The organism is Vibrio sp. DNB22_10_4 (genome assembly GCF_052879755.1).
Genome location: NZ_JBNNXW010000002.1, coordinates 330,988 through 346,908, shown reverse-complemented (window position 1 = coordinate 346,908; position 15,921 = coordinate 330,988). Strand labels below are relative to the sequence as shown.

At 46.9% G+C, this 15,921-nt stretch carries 12 protein-coding genes; 3 read left to right on the top strand and 9 right to left on the bottom strand.

The features are described from left to right. Positions 1-40: 40 nt before the first annotated feature. Entirely contained in the window at positions 41-988 is a 948-nt protein-coding gene (locus ACVA6Q_RS09660; protein WP_446647368.1) for a LysR substrate-binding domain-containing protein, read from the bottom strand. A 91-nt stretch (positions 989-1,079) separates the two neighbouring features. On the opposite strand from ACVA6Q_RS09660, the gene ACVA6Q_RS09655 reads away from it, so the two are divergent. Further along, the gene (locus tag ACVA6Q_RS09655; RefSeq protein WP_353496947.1) at positions 1,080-1,289 is read left to right on the top strand and encodes a DUF1127 domain-containing protein; all 210 of its coding nucleotides are present in this window, start codon (positions 1,080-1,082) and stop codon (positions 1,287-1,289) included. A gap of 42 nt (positions 1,290-1,331) precedes the next feature. Here ACVA6Q_RS09655 and ACVA6Q_RS09650 read toward each other — a convergent pair whose 3' ends face one another. From ACVA6Q_RS09650 to chrA, 3 genes are all read right to left on the bottom strand, one after another. Continuing rightward, a complete protein-coding gene (locus tag ACVA6Q_RS09650) occupies positions 1,332-3,020 on the bottom strand; it encodes an AMP-binding protein (RefSeq protein ID WP_353496946.1) in 1,689 nt (562 codons plus the stop codon). A 224-nt stretch (positions 3,021-3,244) separates the two neighbouring features. Next, a complete protein-coding gene (locus tag ACVA6Q_RS09645) occupies positions 3,245-4,378 on the bottom strand; it encodes an HD domain-containing phosphohydrolase (protein WP_446647367.1) in 1,134 nt (377 codons plus the stop codon). 223 nt (positions 4,379-4,601) lie between these two features. Next, complete coding sequence (chrA, locus tag ACVA6Q_RS09640) at positions 4,602-5,768, bottom strand: chromate efflux transporter (RefSeq protein WP_446647501.1); 1,167 nt, start codon at positions 5,766-5,768, stop codon at positions 4,602-4,604. A gap of 171 nt (positions 5,769-5,939) precedes the next feature. Here chrA and ACVA6Q_RS09635 point away from each other — a divergent pair, with 171 nt between their 5' ends. After that, entirely contained in the window at positions 5,940-6,860 is a 921-nt protein-coding gene (locus tag ACVA6Q_RS09635; RefSeq protein ID WP_446647500.1) for a LysR family transcriptional regulator, read from the top strand. A 55-nt stretch (positions 6,861-6,915) separates the two neighbouring features. Here ACVA6Q_RS09635 and ACVA6Q_RS09630 read toward each other — a convergent pair whose 3' ends face one another. Further along, on the bottom strand, positions 6,916-8,259 hold the full coding sequence (locus ACVA6Q_RS09630; protein ID WP_353496943.1) for an MATE family efflux transporter: 1,344 nt from the start codon (positions 8,257-8,259) through the stop codon (positions 6,916-6,918). A 350-nt stretch (positions 8,260-8,609) separates the two neighbouring features. Between ACVA6Q_RS09630 and ACVA6Q_RS09625 the strand changes: the two genes are divergently transcribed. Then, positions 8,610-9,794, top strand: a complete 1,185-nt coding sequence (locus tag ACVA6Q_RS09625; RefSeq protein ID WP_446647366.1) for an NnrS family protein — start codon at positions 8,610-8,612, stop codon at positions 9,792-9,794. A gap of 50 nt (positions 9,795-9,844) precedes the next feature. On the opposite strand, the gene asnB is transcribed toward ACVA6Q_RS09625, so the two are convergent. From asnB to nagA, 4 genes are all read right to left on the bottom strand, one after another. Continuing rightward, on the bottom strand, positions 9,845-11,509 hold the full coding sequence (gene asnB / locus ACVA6Q_RS09620; RefSeq protein WP_446647365.1) for an asparagine synthase B: 1,665 nt from the start codon (positions 11,507-11,509) through the stop codon (positions 9,845-9,847). A gap of 214 nt (positions 11,510-11,723) precedes the next feature. After that, entirely contained in the window at positions 11,724-13,304 is a 1,581-nt protein-coding gene (locus ACVA6Q_RS09615; RefSeq protein ID WP_446647364.1) for a cation:proton antiporter domain-containing protein, read from the bottom strand. A gap of 104 nt (positions 13,305-13,408) precedes the next feature. Then, entirely contained in the window at positions 13,409-14,623 is a 1,215-nt protein-coding gene (nagC, locus tag ACVA6Q_RS09610; RefSeq protein ID WP_446647363.1) for a DNA-binding transcriptional regulator NagC, read from the bottom strand. A 2-nt stretch (positions 14,624-14,625) separates the two neighbouring features. After that, the gene (gene nagA, locus ACVA6Q_RS09605; RefSeq protein WP_353496939.1) at positions 14,626-15,762 is read right to left on the bottom strand and encodes an N-acetylglucosamine-6-phosphate deacetylase; all 1,137 of its coding nucleotides are present in this window, start codon (positions 15,760-15,762) and stop codon (positions 14,626-14,628) included. Positions 15,763-15,921: the final 159 nt, after the last annotated feature.

Genomic DNA, 15,921 nt, shown 5'->3' with positions numbered 1-15,921 from the left:
CGCCATTCGGCGGGTTTTTTTATAGCTTAATTATTAGGTTCTACAGAGAGCTTGGTCTTAGAACGTAGTCGGTATCGATGATGGTGAGGTGCGACATATCACAGCGCTTAAACTCATCCACTTCTTTGCTTAGCCAAGATAAAAAAGTTTGGATTTTAGGGCGATTGAAATGATTTACCGGTGCACATACGTAGTAGGCGAATCGAGGCTTTAATGCGAAATCGCCAATACGAACTAATGTCCCTTCTTTAATGTATCGATAAGCCAGGCTATGTTTAATCAATCCGACACCTTGTACAGACAGTGCCCCCTCTACCACAAAGTGCGCCCCATTATACTGGAGCGTTCGCGTGCCAATAGGCGCGCCGACATGATTGAGCCATAAACTCCAATCCATATCAGGCCATGTATCTTCAATTAAGTCGGCTTTATGCAGATCATGGATAGTGTGGATTCCATATTGCTGCTGATACAGGGGATGGCAAACGGGATAGATAATATCCTCCATCAAAAGTCGGCTCTCTACATCCGGGTAATGCCCCTCACCATAGCGAATACAGATATCCACTGAATCGTCTTTGAAAGTAACCAGTTTGTTGTTTGGTTCGAGTAGCAGACTAAGTTCTGAATGCTGCTCACGAAAGCTCTGAATTCTAGGCACCAACCAATGCTGCGCAAAAGAGGGAAGGGTGGAGATTGAAAGCCGATTGGGCTCTGCGTCGTTATGAATGCTCTGAACGCCGCGCAGGATATGTTCAAACCCCTGACTCAACTCCTTAAAGAGCAAGTGCCCTTCAGCAGTGAGCATGACTTTTCTGTGCTGTCGATAAAACAGTTCGCAACCAAGCTGCTCTTCTAACTGCCGTATCTGCTGGCTAATCGCCGCTGCCGAGACATAAAGCGTTGCTGCCGCATCTTTAAAGCTGCCAAGCTTGGCTGCTTGATAGAAATAATACAGCCCTTGTAGTGGAGGGAGTTTTTCTTTCACTTAAGTTTTCCTTAACTCAATGGCAGGATAGATCGTTTGTCAGTTTTCTCTGTGTGCATAAAAATTATACAAAAAGACGGAGGGAAAACAAATGGACAGAACAATTACGAAGCTCGAATGTACAGAGCTGGAAAACGATGGATTTCAACTGAGAAAGAATATCTTAACTGTACTTAGCGTTTGGTATCGAAATTACAGAACTCGAAAAGCACTTGCAGAGATGTCAGACCGATTGCTTGATGATGTCGGCATTAGCCCCTATGAGGCGAAACAAGAAAGTCATAGACCTTTCTGGAAATAAAATAGGCGACCTTGAGGTCGCCTATTCTTGATTAAAGAGTAGTTACTCTTCCCACACCACCAACTGACCTTTAGGCCAGTTTTGACCCACTTCGTGGTATTTCTGCTCGAGAAGATGACGTTTAATTTTCAAGGTAGGGGTTAGCAAGCCATTTTCAATGCTCCATGGCTCCTTGACCATCAACACACCTTTGATTTGAGCATGGGACTCTAGCTCTTGGTTCATACGCTTGATGACGCGCTCTGCGGTTCGTGCGTAGCGCTCACGGTCAAAGTTAGGGAAGTCGTGAGGCACGACCAATAAGATAGGCGCTGGCAGGCCTAGTCCGATCAGACACATCATCTCGACGCGACTGTATTCTGCGAGCTTGTTCTCAATCGGTACAGGAGCAACGAACTTACCTTTTGCTGTTTTAAAAGTGTCTTTCTTACGGCCGCGAATGGTTAAATAGCCTTCGCTATCGATAACACCAATATCACCGGTATGCAGCCAACCGTCGCTGTCAAAAGACTCCTGAGTGGCAATGTCATTTTTGTAGTAGCCGGAGAACATACCCTGACTGCGCACCATGATCTCGTCATCGTCGGCAATTTTCAGCTCAATCCCTGGCCCTCCATTACCCACGCTACCAATTTTGTCGGCTCTGAATGGATGATTAATCGTGCTGTAGGCGAACGATTCGGTCATCCCCCAAGCTTCAGTAATGTTAAGGCCGACACTGTGATACCACTCAAGTAGAGCTGGCGATACTGGCGCTGATCCGCAGCCCAACACACGAGCTTGGTCTAAGCCTAGGCCATCGGCGAGCTTCTTCTTAATAAGTGAATTTACAAATGGGATCTTCAGTAAGATGTTGAGCTTTTTCTGTGGCAGCTTGTCTTGGATTCGCTGTTGGAACAAGTTCCACAATCGTGGTACTGAGATAAACAGCGTTGGGCGCTGCATCTTCACATCTTCGATAAAGGTATCGAGAGATTCTGGGAAAGCTGTTGGTACGCCACCGATGACCGACGAGCCGAAGATGTAGACACGTTCTGTAATGTGTGCCAGTGGTAGGTATGAGAATAAGCGGTCGTTGGGCTCAATTCCTATGTGGTCAATCAACCTTTGTACTGACCAGTTGAATGCGCCATAAGTCAGCATCGCCCCTTTTGGAAGACCAGATGTACCAGAGGTATAAACCAAAGACATCAGTTTGTCGTCATAGTGCACTGGACGCTCTTCACTTGGCTGATGATCCGCTACAAGCTGAGTAAAGCTGTGTTGGCAGCTCGGCGCTGTATCGTAAGGCAGTGAAACGGTGATAAGCGAATCCAGTCCACTGATGACTTCACTGGTTGCCGTTGGGTCATCAAGCTTACCGGCAATAAGCGCTTTACTCTCACTGTGTGTTAAGCAGTACTCAATAGTGTCAGGGCCGGCCGTTGGGAAAATAGGTACGCTGACATAATCGCCAAGCATCATGGCTAAATCACAGATGAACCATTCAGCACAGTTTTTCGATATCAGTGCGACTTTATCACCCGGCTGCACCCCAAGTGATCGTAGTGCGCTGACGAGTCTCAGCGCTTTATCAGCAACATCGGCATAAGTAAATTCTACGAACTCACGATTGATGATCTGTTTGAGGTAAACCTCATTCGGTTTTTCATGCGCCCACTTTAGGATCATTTCATTGGGCGGCGGTAGCGTACAGCTAGAAGTAGTCGTTTCGTTATTAGGCTGTATCATTCTTGAACTCCGTTTGCGTGTAGAACGATAGATTTTATAGTTGTAGTTATGTTAATTGATTGTTAACAATACAATACTAGTCACTGTGATTAGGGACTGCAAGAAGGGAGTGACTGATAAATGAGGCCTTTAGCACATAATTTGAGTAAAAACTCAGATCTGTTTACGAGGAGTCACTTCAACATCGAGCGCAAGCTATGAGATCACTTGCGCTTACATGAGCGTTAAACTCTTGGTACGTGAGCCGACTGCATCACAAGCCTGACAGCGTCTTGCTGGGCTCGAAGTGCTTGTACACAATTACCATCAAGCTTGCCCATGGCCACCATTTTTTCGAGCTCAAGCAGGGCGTGAGTCAATGACCAAGATTCGCTGTAATAGCGATGACTTGTTAGAGCATCAAAAATGTTAGCAACAGTAACAATGCGAGCTGACACTGGTATGTCAGCGTGGCGCAAACCAAGTGGGGCGCCACTGCCATCTAAATATTCATGATGATATTGAATGATGTCACGTAGCAATTGCACACAGGTGTGTTGCTGCTCATGGATTTGTCGTGCCAAATCATTAACTAGATTTAAACCGTGTTGGATTTGAGCGGTCAGTTGTAAGTGATTCCCCCAATCTTCAAGCCATAGACTTTGCGAAGAGGTGCCAAGCGCTGAGTATTTTCCAATATCATGCAACTGAGCAAACTGCACGATATGATCCAAAGTTTCATCATCCAACTGATAAAGCTGCGCAAGCTCGGTGCCGATAATATGAGCAAACTGACCAACCCGGTAGGCGTGATCTAAGCTCTCATCTTGGTGCTCAAAGTTGGTGCGTCTCACTACATGACCCAAGTCTGTCATCGCGTTGACGCAGCGACGTTGATGAGTAATCACTTCGAGCAGAGGTGCTGAGTGGGCGACGAGTTCTTCTCGGGTCGCGGAGTCAAAGTAGTGCGGTTGAGTGGCATCGTAGAACAGCATGCCAAGAAATTGGCCATCATCGAAAATAGGTTGCGTTAACGATGATTGATAGCCTTGTTCGAGCAACCAATGTGAATGTCTACTAGCACTGGTTACGGTTGATGGGATGTCATTGAGCACCCGCGCTTGTTGGCGAGTAATGCTTTTACCAAGAGAGGACTGACTGTTGATTGGCGCACTGTAATGAAGTAGTGGGCTGCCAAGTTCTGTGCTGTGCGCAAAAGTCTTCAGTGTGCCTCGCACATCGTCGTAACTGGCAAAAGCCAGTCGTACAATTTCAGGAGCTTGATGAGAGATTTTGCGATGGGTGTGTTTAATCGCTTCACCAATAGTATCGGCATTTGAGCTCGTATGCAGAGATTGACCTAGTTTTGTGCTATCCATAACTCACCTCCTGAATATCACCCTTTGTCATGGAGGCATATCGAGTGGTGTTTACTCTGATGGAGCATGCATGTCTTAGGTGAATTGAGTCATTAATTGTCTTTTATTACCATTAACCCTTTTATTGCTAGTATCACAGGGGGCATTTGCCCCCAATAATTAGTGTAGAAATGCTTTTAATAGGTTGCGAGCTATCACAGCAGTAATCCGCTATAACTTTGATTTAGATTAAATTTGCAACACTTGGCGCCATGAATCCGGCAGCAGCAAAGTAGATGACCATCCAAACGATCGGTAACTTGAACTGCTTCATTAATAGTGCTCCTAATAGCACCCAGCAAAGATCGAGCGGTGTGATGACTGCGCTAGTAAACACCGGTTGATACAGAGCGGACAGCAGCAGTCCCACCACAGCAGCATTGACGCCAACCAATGCACCGGATACAGCAGGAATAGCAGCCAGTTGTTGCCAGTTTTTCAGCACGCCAACAAGCAGTAGAAAGCCAGGCACAAAAACGCCAAGGGTAGCAATGATGGCACCGAGCAAAGGCGCTGACGGCATAAGCTCATAACCGATATAGGTAGCAAAGGTAAACATTGGGCCTGGAACGGCTTGAGCAGCAGCATACCCGGTCAAAAAGGCATCTTGCGTAAGCTGATCGCCAACAATATTTTGCAGCAATGGCAGAACCACATGCCCGCCGCCAAACACTAGACTACCCGCTTGATAAAAATCGGAAAATAGCTGTACCGATGATGAGTATGTGCCAACAAGGGGAAGAGTGAGCAGCAACACAAAAAAGCTTGCAAGTGGTAGCCATGAAAATGAGCGGGTGGCAGAGGCTGGCTTGTCTTTGGTGACATTACCATGGGCGAGATAGCGCACGCCAACAGCTGCAGCAATCACGAGTACCAACACTTGGCTTGCGACGCTTTGAAATAGCAGTAGGGCAATGGCGGTACCGATACATAAAGTGACAGTGAGCGGAGATTTACAGAAATTCTTGTACATACCCCATGCAGCATCGGCCACCACGAGTACAGCCAATAATTTCAAACCATGTACGACATTTTGAAAATAGCTGGATTCAGTAAGCTGGCTACTGAGTACCGCTAGAAGCAACATAAGTATCACGGAAGGTAAGGTGAAGCCCCAAAAAGCCATGATGCCCCCACCAAGGCCAGCGCGTTGATACCCCACGGCAAAACCAACCTGACTCGAGCCGGGGCCTGGGAGGAACTGACTCAGAGCAACGATCTGAGCGTACTCTTCATCACGTAGCCAGCCGAGCTTTTCAACGAAGGTGTTGCGAAAATAGCCAATGTGCGCTGCAGGTCCGCCAAAGCTCACCCAGCCAAGGCCGAAAAAGATTTTGAAGATAGCAAACAGTGATGTTTGCTCATTGTCATGTGCTTCGTTTTGCGCAGCGGAAGGTTGAGTAGACAAAATATAACCCAATTGATAATCAAATTTTCAGTTGGTACTGATAGTAGAGCCTGAGATATAATGATTCAAATCGATAGTTTTGATATCTACTATGAATAAAATGGGACAAGAAAACTGGACTGGAAACGTATAGATCTCAACTTACTGATTGTATTTTATCGGCTGTATCAGACACGAAGTGTGTCGCTCGCTGCACAAAAATGCTTTGTCAGTCAGTCTGCGATGAGTCATAGCTTGGCAAAACTGCGTGAACTGTGTGGGGACAAGCTATTTGAGCGCAAAGGGCATCAAATGGTGCCCACTGAGAGAGCGAGTGAGCTATTTCCTGCTGTGGAACAAATCCTTAATCTGGTTGAGCATAAGGTGCTACCTAGCAGTGAATTTGAATCTAGTGAGTATCGAGGGGTGTGTAAAATTGGTTTGACCGATTATGCCGAGTTCATTTTCGGACCCGTGATTTACGATGCCATTTTGTCCGATGCGCCTCATTCTCGAGTTAGCTTTGTCAATGTGAACCGAAACAGCTACAAGCAACTTAGTGAGCAGGAGAGCCTAGATATGATCATTGGTAGCATTCCTGAACTTGATGAGCAGTTTGCAAGTCAGAAGTTGTACACCGAGAAGCATGTCTGCATATATGACCAGTCTATGGTAAATATTGAACAGGTCGATATCGAAACCTTCGTCTCTTTACCTCACTGCTTGGTTAGCCCAGAAGGCGCGTTCTCAAGTAATGTGGACAAGCACTTGGATGCCGTTGGACTCAGTCGCGCAGTCACTGCGGTATCACGCAACTTCCTTACGATTGGTCGGCTTGTCAGTGGGCGAGCGATGTTTGCCATCGTTCCAGAAAAAATGGCGCAAATCAGTTTGATGCAATCGCACCTTACTGCTGTGCCTCCTCCTGTTCCAGTAGCGGATTTTGATATTTCCCTTATTTGGCCAAAGCAGTCTCAGCTTAACGATAAGGCCAAGTGGCTTAAAGAAGCATTGTATGGATCCATACTGCGTTCGATACGAGAAAGTAATTTGTAGCTCGAGCCATGATGGCTCGAGCTCTTTATTGATAGGTCTAGGGAGTGCGGAAGGACTAGGTCAGCGCAAAGCGTGTCCAAACCTTTGAGCGCCAGCGACGGATCATCACAATCCCACGCAGCCACTCATCCATACCAATTGCTATCCAAGCGCCAAGTATGCCGTAGCCCCAGTGAATACCGAGTAAGTAGGCAAACATAACGGCAACACCCCACATGCTTAAAATACCCATTTGCACCGGGAACTTGATATCACCTGCACCTTTGAGAGCCGCGATAAAGATCAGGTTAGAGACGCGACCAGACTCAACAAAAATAGAACCACCGATGAGAAGTGCGACTAAAGTAACGATCTCTGGATCTTGAGTGAACAGGTCAATCAGTGGGTAGCGGAAGATAAACAAGCTCACCACAATACTGATCGATGCGGCAAGGCCGACGAGATAGTACTTTTGCACGCGATTGAGAATATCATCAGACCAACCTTTCCCTATGAAGTAGCTGGTTTGGATTTGTCCCGCCTGACCGAGCGCTAAGGCAAAAGCAAACGAGACACGCGTGATGTTCTGTGTGTAAGTGAACGCAGCCAATGACGCGGTACCCATTTGCACCACAAAGTAAACAATCGCCATTTGCGCCATGTTATAAGACAGCACTTCGCCAGCGTTCATAACGCCAATCTTAATGATTTTCTTATAAAGCTGATTTGGAATATCGCGCCATGTGGCAAAGGGTAGCTCGATTTTTTTCGCCCGCACCATACCAATCATCAGCAAAGTACCAATCAGTTGACTCACCACCGTTGCGGTAGCCACACCGCTGACGCCAAAGACAGGCAGTCCAAAAGGCTGATACAGGGCGATGTAGTTACCTGCGATGTTAATCACACCGGCGATCAGGTTGATCATCATAGGTGAGCGAGAATAGCCATGACTGCGAAGAATGGTCGTCAGTACAATACCCAGCGTCACGTTAAAGGTCATTGAACCACTGATGATCAGATAATCGTAACCAAAGTCTGCCACCTGCTCTTCTAGGCCAAACAAGGCAATAAAATGCTCGGCACCTAAAAATAGCGCTAAACTCAATCCAAAACCCACAACAAGTGCCAGCAGAATACTCGCGACACCTGTTTGTGCCGCCTCAGCGAATTTGGAGGCACCATTGTATTGAGCGATCAAGATCCCAGTACCACTGCTGACCATCATTGAGATCACAATGAGGAAGAAGCTGATCTGAGTGATCACACCGACAGCAGAAACCGCTTGATCGGAGTAGCCACTTAGCATGAATACGTCGGTGGTATTCAGGGCTGTGCGCAGCAATACCTCGATAAAAATAGGCCACGTCAGCGCAACGATGTTCATTCTATTACTGAGCGCTGAAGCACGGTTCGACATTGTTTTCACCTAGTATTGTTGGGGTTTTGGTTAAATGGGCGGCAAGTTTACTCTCAATGGCTATAAACACAACACAATAATCACAGCAAAAACTGAGTTTGAAATTATTGTCTGTGAAAAAGCGAATTTTGTTCCATTTGGGGTAAGGCGCACGCCGGCGAGGTTACAATAATGTCGGCGATTGAAGTTAAGTCACATGACACCTTTAGAGTCAAAATGACATAAATACACTCCGTGTCAATGGGACTCTTTTTATGACTAGGTACTTTTTACGTATCTGATAATTATAGTTTTTTTAATTGGTACATTTTGTGCTTTAGTCAACAAGATTGGATTATAGAGTGATTGGTATGATTAACATCGTTGATAAAAAGGCAGAAGAAGCCATTCCTGCGTGGCTGCGTTTAGGGTTTCGTCCTTTTTTCTTATTGGGAAGCATCTACGCGGTATTTGCGGTTGTCGCTTGGGTTGTGATGTTTCAGCATGGTCAGCCGAGCGCATTGGCGGTACCTGCCTTGTGGTGGCATGCTCATGAAATGATTTTTGGTTTTTCGATGGCGATTGTGGTTGGTTTTGTGCTCACTGCCGTGCAGACCTGGACGGGAGTGAACGGCACTAAACATTATCGACTGTTGTTATTGGTGGCACTTTGGACGATAACGAGAGTACTATTTTGGACATCAACGCCTTTGTGGCTAATCTCATCGATTGAATCACTTTTCATTGCATTGGTGGCCTATGAAGTCGGCTTTAGAGTTTATCGATCAAAAGGCTGGCGTAACCTGTTTTTTGTCCCGCTGTTTATGTTGGCCATTTTTGCTAACTTTGCTAGCTACGCAACGATCAAAGGCATGCCTCCGTTTAGCTCAAGCGCAGTATGGCAAGCAATGTTATGGTGGTTTACCTTATTGCTGTCGATAATGGGCGGTCGAGTGATTCCGTTCTTTGCTGCTCGCCGTTTTCAGTATGACAAGCCTCAGCCTATTGTGTGGTTGGAGTGGGGGGCAACCTTGCCGTTGCTGGCCCTGTTTGTATTGAGCTTTTTCCCCCTCTCTTTTGCGACGTTAGGTCAACCGTTGATGCTGGTCGCCGGTGTCGCTCAGTTGGCTCGTTGGGCTCGATGGAAACCTTGGTTAACTCTCTCTGAACCGCTAGTGTGGTCATTGATGCTGACGTATCTCTGTTTGCCGTTAAGCTTGTTAAGTCGCGGGTTACTCTCTGATGCGTTTGCGTCTCATGCAATGTTGCATCTATTTGCGGTTGGTGCTCTGGGTGGGGTGGTGCTTGCGATGATAAGCCGAGTGACGATGGGGCACACAGGGCGAGCAATATATAAAGGCCCGAATATGACGATTGCGTTTGTTGCCGTAATTGTAGCGGCGGTGATACGTAGTGCTGGCGTAGCCTTGTGGCCGCAGCATATGTTCATTCTTGTCGATGTGAGTGCGGGTCTCTGGACGCTGGCGTTTGCCATGTATGTTTTCTATTTTGGAAAAATGCTCGTGACGCCAAGGGTAGATGGTCATCCAGGTTAAGTTGTAGACACAAAAAAACCAGCCGAGGCTGGTTTTTTTGTGTCTAGCGATTAGTAAGCGTCGTTATGCACCGTTTGTACCGCGCGGCCCGATGGGTCGACACAGTTTTGGAACGACTCATCCCATTCAATCGCTTTCGCTGAAGAACAAGCGACAGATGGACCACCCGGTACACATTTCGCTGCTGACTCTAGCGGGAACAACTCTTCAAAGATTTCACGGTATGCATAACCTTCTTTCGTTGTCGGTGTGTTGTATGGGAAGCGGAATGCCGCGGTTTCCATTTGCTGGTCTGTGATCTTCGCTTCCGCGACTTCTTTTAGCGTATCAATCCAGCTGTAGCCAACGCCGTCTGAGAACTGCTCTTTTTGACGCCATGCGATAGACTCTGGTAGGTAATGCTCAAAACACTCACGAAGGATGTGTTTTTCCATCTTACCGTTGCCACACATCTTGTCTTCAGGGTTTAGACGCATCGCTACATCGATAAACTCTTTGTCTAGGAATGGCACCCGACCTTCAACGCCCCAAGCTGCTAGAGATTTGTTAGCACGAGCACAGTCGAACATGTTAAGGGCTAGCAGTTTACGAACCGTCTCTTCATGGAACTCTTTCGCGTTTGGCGCTTTATGGAAGTAGAGGTAACCACCGAAGATTTCATCAGCACCTTCGCCAGACAGTACCATCTTGATGCCCATTGCTTTGATCTTACGACCCATTAGGAACATTGGTGTGGATGCGCGGATTGTCGTCACGTCGTATGTTTCGATGTGATAGATAACATCACGGATCGCATCCAAACCTTCTTGAATGGTGTACGTCATTTCGTGGTGTACGGTACCGATTTGGTCAGCCACTTCGCGAGCCGCTTTCAAGTCAGGTGCACCTTCTAGACCTACCGCAAATGAGTGAAGCTGAGGCCACCATGCTGCAGATTGCTCATCATCTTCAATACGCATAGCTGCAAAACGTTTAGCCACCGCTGAAGTAATAGAAGAATCTAGACCGCCAGAGAGTAGAACGCCGTAAGGTACGTCAGTCATAAGCTGACGTTTTACTGCTGCTTCAAGTGCTTCAGTTAGCTCTTCTTTGCTGGTGGAGTTGCCTTGCACTGCTGCATATTCGTTCCAGTCACGAATGTAGTAGCGCTGAGGTTCAGCATCTTTAGAGCCGTAGAAACAACCAGGAGGGAACTCGCTGATGGTCTTACAAACAGGCACTAGGGCTTTCATTTCTGATGCCACGTAGTAGTTGCCGTGTTCATCATAACCTTGGTAAAGCGGGATGATACCAATGTGGTCACGACCTACTAGGTACTCATCTTTCTCTTCATCGTAAAGTACGAAGGCAAAGATACCGTTTAGTTCTTCAAGAAGGTCTGCACCCATGTCTTGGTAAAGCGCTAGGATAACTTCACAGTCAGAGTCGGTTTGAAACTCGTACTTACCTTCATAGCGTGCACGAATTTCTTTGTGGTTATAGATTTCACCGTTAACAGCAAGGATGTGTTTTTTATCTTGGCTATACAGAGGTTGAGCGCCACTGTTTAGACCAACAATCGCTAGACGCTCATGCGCTAGAATTGCTTTATCTGAGGCATAGATACCGGACCAATCTGGGCCACGGTGACGAAGTTTCTTAGACATTTCAAGAGCCACTGGACGTAGGGCAGCGGCATCGCTTTTAATGTCTAAAATACCAAATACTGAACACATACAACTTCCTTTTAGATGAAATTTAACGCTGTTGAGTTCAATTTGCCATCTGCTCAAAAAAAAGCAACCGTGAGGAATGAAAAATAAAATAAAAGTGGAGTCTTTTTAAAATTCATTTACCAAAAACTGATTTATGGTGAATATTTTCTAACTTGGGCTATTTTTTGACCAAAAAGGAAAAGTCAGCCACTAAAAAGTGGCTGACTGAAGGCGATTATTTAAGGTTAGGTTGCAGCTGTTCACATACGTGGCGAGCAAAACCGCTGCCGGCTTCGCTGTATATGTTAAACGCAGCGCTTACGCCCATCTCTTTGAGTTCAGCAAGTTGGTCTGGGTAAGCTGCAATCGCAGCAACCTGACCTTTAAACTGTTTGGTTTGCAGCAGTTCAAGCGCCGTTTGGTTCCCTTGGTGGTGGGGCATGGCGAGTAAAACCAGTTTTACATGAGCCGTATCGAGGATGCGCTCCCAAAAGTCTGGGTCGGTGGCATCACCTGCTATGACGTTGCGACCTTCTTGCTGATGCTGCTTAGCCGCCTCTTCTCGCACCTCGACGCCGAGACAAACTTTGCCATAACGCTCGAACAGTTCATCGTAGGCACCACTGCCAATACGACCCATACCTAAAATCAACACTTGAGCTTCACCAGGGTTGATAAATTGATCGCGAGTGTTGATATTCTCAGCGGCTTGCTCTTTGAGCCACTTGGCGCTGCGCAGATAAATGGCGTGACCAACACGATTTAGTGGTGCTGAGATGATAAACGACAGCGATACTGCAATGGCGAGTGCGACTAAAATGTCTCCCGAGATCCAACCAAGCTTGAAAGCCAGGCCGCCAACAATTAGACCAAACTCGCTAAAGTTGAATAGCGTGAGCGTGGTAAGAAGGCAGGTGCGAACGCGAAACTTAAAGGCGTTGATGACAACGAAGTAGAGTATGCCTTTGAGTGGCAATAGTAGCACCAGTAACGCACCAAGTATAAAGCCCTGCATGGTGGGTTCGTCGGCCAAGCCAATGTTTAGGAAGAAGCAAACGAGGAACAGCTCTTTTAAATTAAAGAGAGACTTTGACAGCTCGGAGGCTTTGCGATGCGAGGCGAGCAACATGCCAAGGATTAGCGCTCCTAAATCCGCTTTCATCCCAACAAGTTCGAACAGACCGGCTCCCATCACTAGTGCAAAGAAAATACCGCTTAGTACCAGCATTTCGCCGTGGCCGGCTTTATCAAGGAACTTAAACATCAGCGGGCGCAGTAGCGGTAAGCCAAACAGTGCGATGGCATACCATTCTGGGAACTTACCGGTGGAAGCGGTCAAGAAAATCACCGCGAAGATATCTTGCATCACCAAGATACCGATAGCGAGCGTGCCGTAGGTGGCGTTCATTTCGCCTTTTTCCTGCAAGGTTTTGACGGCAAATACGGTACTTGAGAAGGATAGGGCAAAGCCAAGCAGAATGAGTTGGTTGATGTCTAGGCTGGCAAGGCTAGTCACTCCTAGGAACTTAAGCCCCAGCAATAACAGTGCGAACAGTAATGTGGAGAGTAAGTTATGCACGGTGGCACCTGCCCATATTTCTTTGGACAGTAAGGTCTTAATATCGAGCTTCAGGCCGATGGTAAACAGCAATAGCGTCACACCAAGATCGGCAAGAGTGGTAATAGTGGGGGTCGACTCAAAGCCAAAGTCATGCAAAAGGAAACCAGCGAGCAGGAAGCCCACTAAAGGGGGGAGTTGGCATTTGAGTGCGAGAAAGCCTGCGACGAAGGCGACAGTGATGAGAATTAATTCCATATATTTTTTATTAACTATCCACGATAAAAAAGACCGCACGATTGTGCGGCCTATATTCTACTCGAAATTGTCTTCAGCGTGCTGAGTTATTTCGCAACATTTGTTCAATCTTCAAGGAGTTTTTGTAACAAAACGCCGTTAAGCATAGCTCGCTTGATCATCGCAAAAGCGCCCATCGTTGGTTGCTTATCAATTTCAGACGCCACAATCGGAAGGTCAGTGTGGAAGGTCGTCAGAGATTGGTTTTCAACGTTACGACGAATAGCCGGGAATACAATGTCCTTCGCCATGGTGATGTCACCAGCGATGATCACTTTTTGTGGGTTGAACAAGTTAATCGTGATGGCAATGGCTTTACCGAGCTGGTTGCCCACGCGAACCAGGCTTTGTTTCGCCAGTTCGTCACCATTGAGTGCGTGTGAGCAGACATCTTCAATGGTGATGTGCTCTTTGAGCGCCAGTGTTGACTCGTAGCCTTGGTCGATCAGTGTGCGTACGCGCTTAACGATAGAAGGATTTGATGCGACTGTTTCAAGACAGCCAAAGTTGCCACATTGACATTGCTCACCGAGCGGATCAATTTGGATGTGCCCAATTTCACCGACGTTGCGGTTATGGCCTAGGAATACTTGACCGTTAACGATAATACCTGCACCGGTACCACGGTGAACACTGACCAAGATTGAATCTTGGCAATCGCGGCTCGCACCAAAGTAATGTTCGGCTAGCGCAAGGCCACGCACATCGTTACCAACAAAACACTCGACTTTGAAATGCTGTTTGACCAGATCGGCGAGCTCAAGTTTATCGATGTCGGTATTCGGTACGTACTCGACCACACCTGTTGTCGGGTTAACCAAACCTGGCAGAGTGACGCCAATAGCAATCAACTGTTCGATTTTAGGGCTGTGCTCTTTTAGGAACTCACGCAGCTCAACAAGTAAGCCTTCGCTTAGCTCGTTTTGATTGGTGTAGTAAAGCTCTTTGTGAGAAAACGCGAGCTCTTTGCCACCTAGGTCATACAAAGAAAAAGAGATGTAGTCTCGACCTAAGCGAACAGCTACTGAGTGAAATGGCTCCACCGCGGTTGTGAGGGAGATAGCGCGACGGCCGCCGGTTGAAGCTTGCTGAGCGACCTCTTTAATGAGGCCGCGCTCAAGAAGTTGGCGGGTAATTTTGGTAACGCTCGCAGGCGCCAGCTGGCTGACATCTGCAACTTGAATACGCGAAATAGGCCCTTGCTGGTCTATCAAACGGTAAACCGCTGCGCTATTGAGTTGTTTTACTAAATCTACGTTACCTATTTGTCCGCCATTCATGCTTAATTTTGCTCGTATTGTCCGTTAACAACCGTGCCTTGAACATTGAAGTCTCTATCAAATACCGTCAGGTTAGCCACCATGCCGTTTCTGATGCGACCAAGTTTATTGTCGACCCCCATGGCTTTTGCTGGGTAGAGCGTTGCCATGCGAAGAGCTTCGTCCAAAGCGATACCAGCGTGTTCAACTGTATTTTGAACCGCTTCTATCATGGTCAGTGCGCTGCCACCTAGGGTGCCGTTTTCATCTACGCACTTACCATCTTTGTAATATACTTTCTTACCGACAAAAATAAAGTATTCCATGTCAGCACCCGCCGGAGCTGTGGCATCCGTCACTAATACGAGCTTTTCACCCTTCACTTTATGCGCGATGCGAATATTAGCGTAATCGACGTGGAAACCATCAGCAATGATACCCGCGTATACGTCAGATGAGTCGTAGATTGCACCTACAACCCCTGGTTCACGGCCTGTCATTGGCGTCATCGCATTGAACAGGTGAGTGGCGAATGTGATACCTGCGTCAAAACCTTTACGCGCTTCTTCATAAGTGGCGTTGGTGTGACCGATAGAGACAACAATGCCCGCGTCACGAAGCTTCTCGATATGCTCTGGTGCATTTTGCTCAGGCGCTAGCGTTACTTTGGCAACCAAATCACGATGCTCGCAGATCAAGTCAATCATCGCTTCGTCAGATTGACGAATGAAGTCCGGGCTGTGGATGCCTTTTTTAGCTACATTTAAGTAAGGACCTTCAAGGTGCAGACCTAGAGAGTGATTTTGGTACTGGTTGTGGTAGTCGCGCGCTGCTGATAGAGCTTGACGCATGTTCTCATCAGAAGATGTGATAAGCGTTGGTAGGAAGCTAGTACAGCCAGATTTTAGGTTGGCTCTATGCATGATATGAATGGTTTCTGCTGTGATTTCGTCATTGAACATCACACCACCACATCCGTTGAGCTGTAGGTCAATGAAACCTGGGCTTAGGTTCGCACCGTTAAGGTCGATACGCTCAATAGAGGCAGACAGCTCTGATTCGTGGACGATAGATTGGATGGTGTCGCCATCAATGATCACCGCATGATTGGTCAGAACATCAGTACCTGTGAAGACCTTACCGTTCGTTAATGCATACATAGTTAGTGAATCCTTGTGTTGTATTCTCTCTAGCCCGTTACGACGCAATGCTTGAATCATATTGATTTATAGCTCTTAGTAACGAAACAAATTTTTTAGTCAGCAAGTTGTAAATAGTTAAAGTAATCAAAGTAACTCAATGATTACATGAGAGTTATT

Excerpts from the sequence above, each read along its gene's own strand:
- ACVA6Q_RS09655 (WP_353496947.1), top strand. The coding sequence starts at position 1,080 with ATGGACAGAACAATTACGAAGCTCGAATGTACAGAGCTGGAAAACGAT.
- ACVA6Q_RS09650 (WP_353496946.1), bottom strand. The coding sequence starts at position 3,020 with ATGATACAGCCTAATAACGAAACGACTACTTCTAGCTGTACGCTACCG.
- ACVA6Q_RS09645 (WP_446647367.1), bottom strand. The coding sequence starts at position 4,378 with ATGGATAGCACAAAACTAGGTCAATCTCTGCATACGAGCTCAAATGCC.
- ACVA6Q_RS09630 (WP_353496943.1), bottom strand. The coding sequence starts at position 8,259 with ATGTCGAACCGTGCTTCAGCGCTCAGTAATAGAATGAACATCGTTGCG.
- ACVA6Q_RS09625 (WP_446647366.1), top strand. The coding sequence starts at position 8,610 with ATGATTAACATCGTTGATAAAAAGGCAGAAGAAGCCATTCCTGCGTGG.
- asnB (WP_446647365.1), bottom strand. The coding sequence starts at position 11,509 with ATGTGTTCAGTATTTGGTATTTTAGACATTAAAAGCGATGCCGCTGCC.
- ACVA6Q_RS09615 (WP_446647364.1), bottom strand. The coding sequence starts at position 13,304 with ATGGAATTAATTCTCATCACTGTCGCCTTCGTCGCAGGCTTTCTCGCA.
- nagC (WP_446647363.1), bottom strand. The coding sequence starts at position 14,623 with ATGAATGGCGGACAAATAGGTAACGTAGATTTAGTAAAACAACTCAAT.
- nagA (WP_353496939.1), bottom strand. The coding sequence starts at position 15,762 with ATGTATGCATTAACGAACGGTAAGGTCTTCACAGGTACTGATGTTCTG.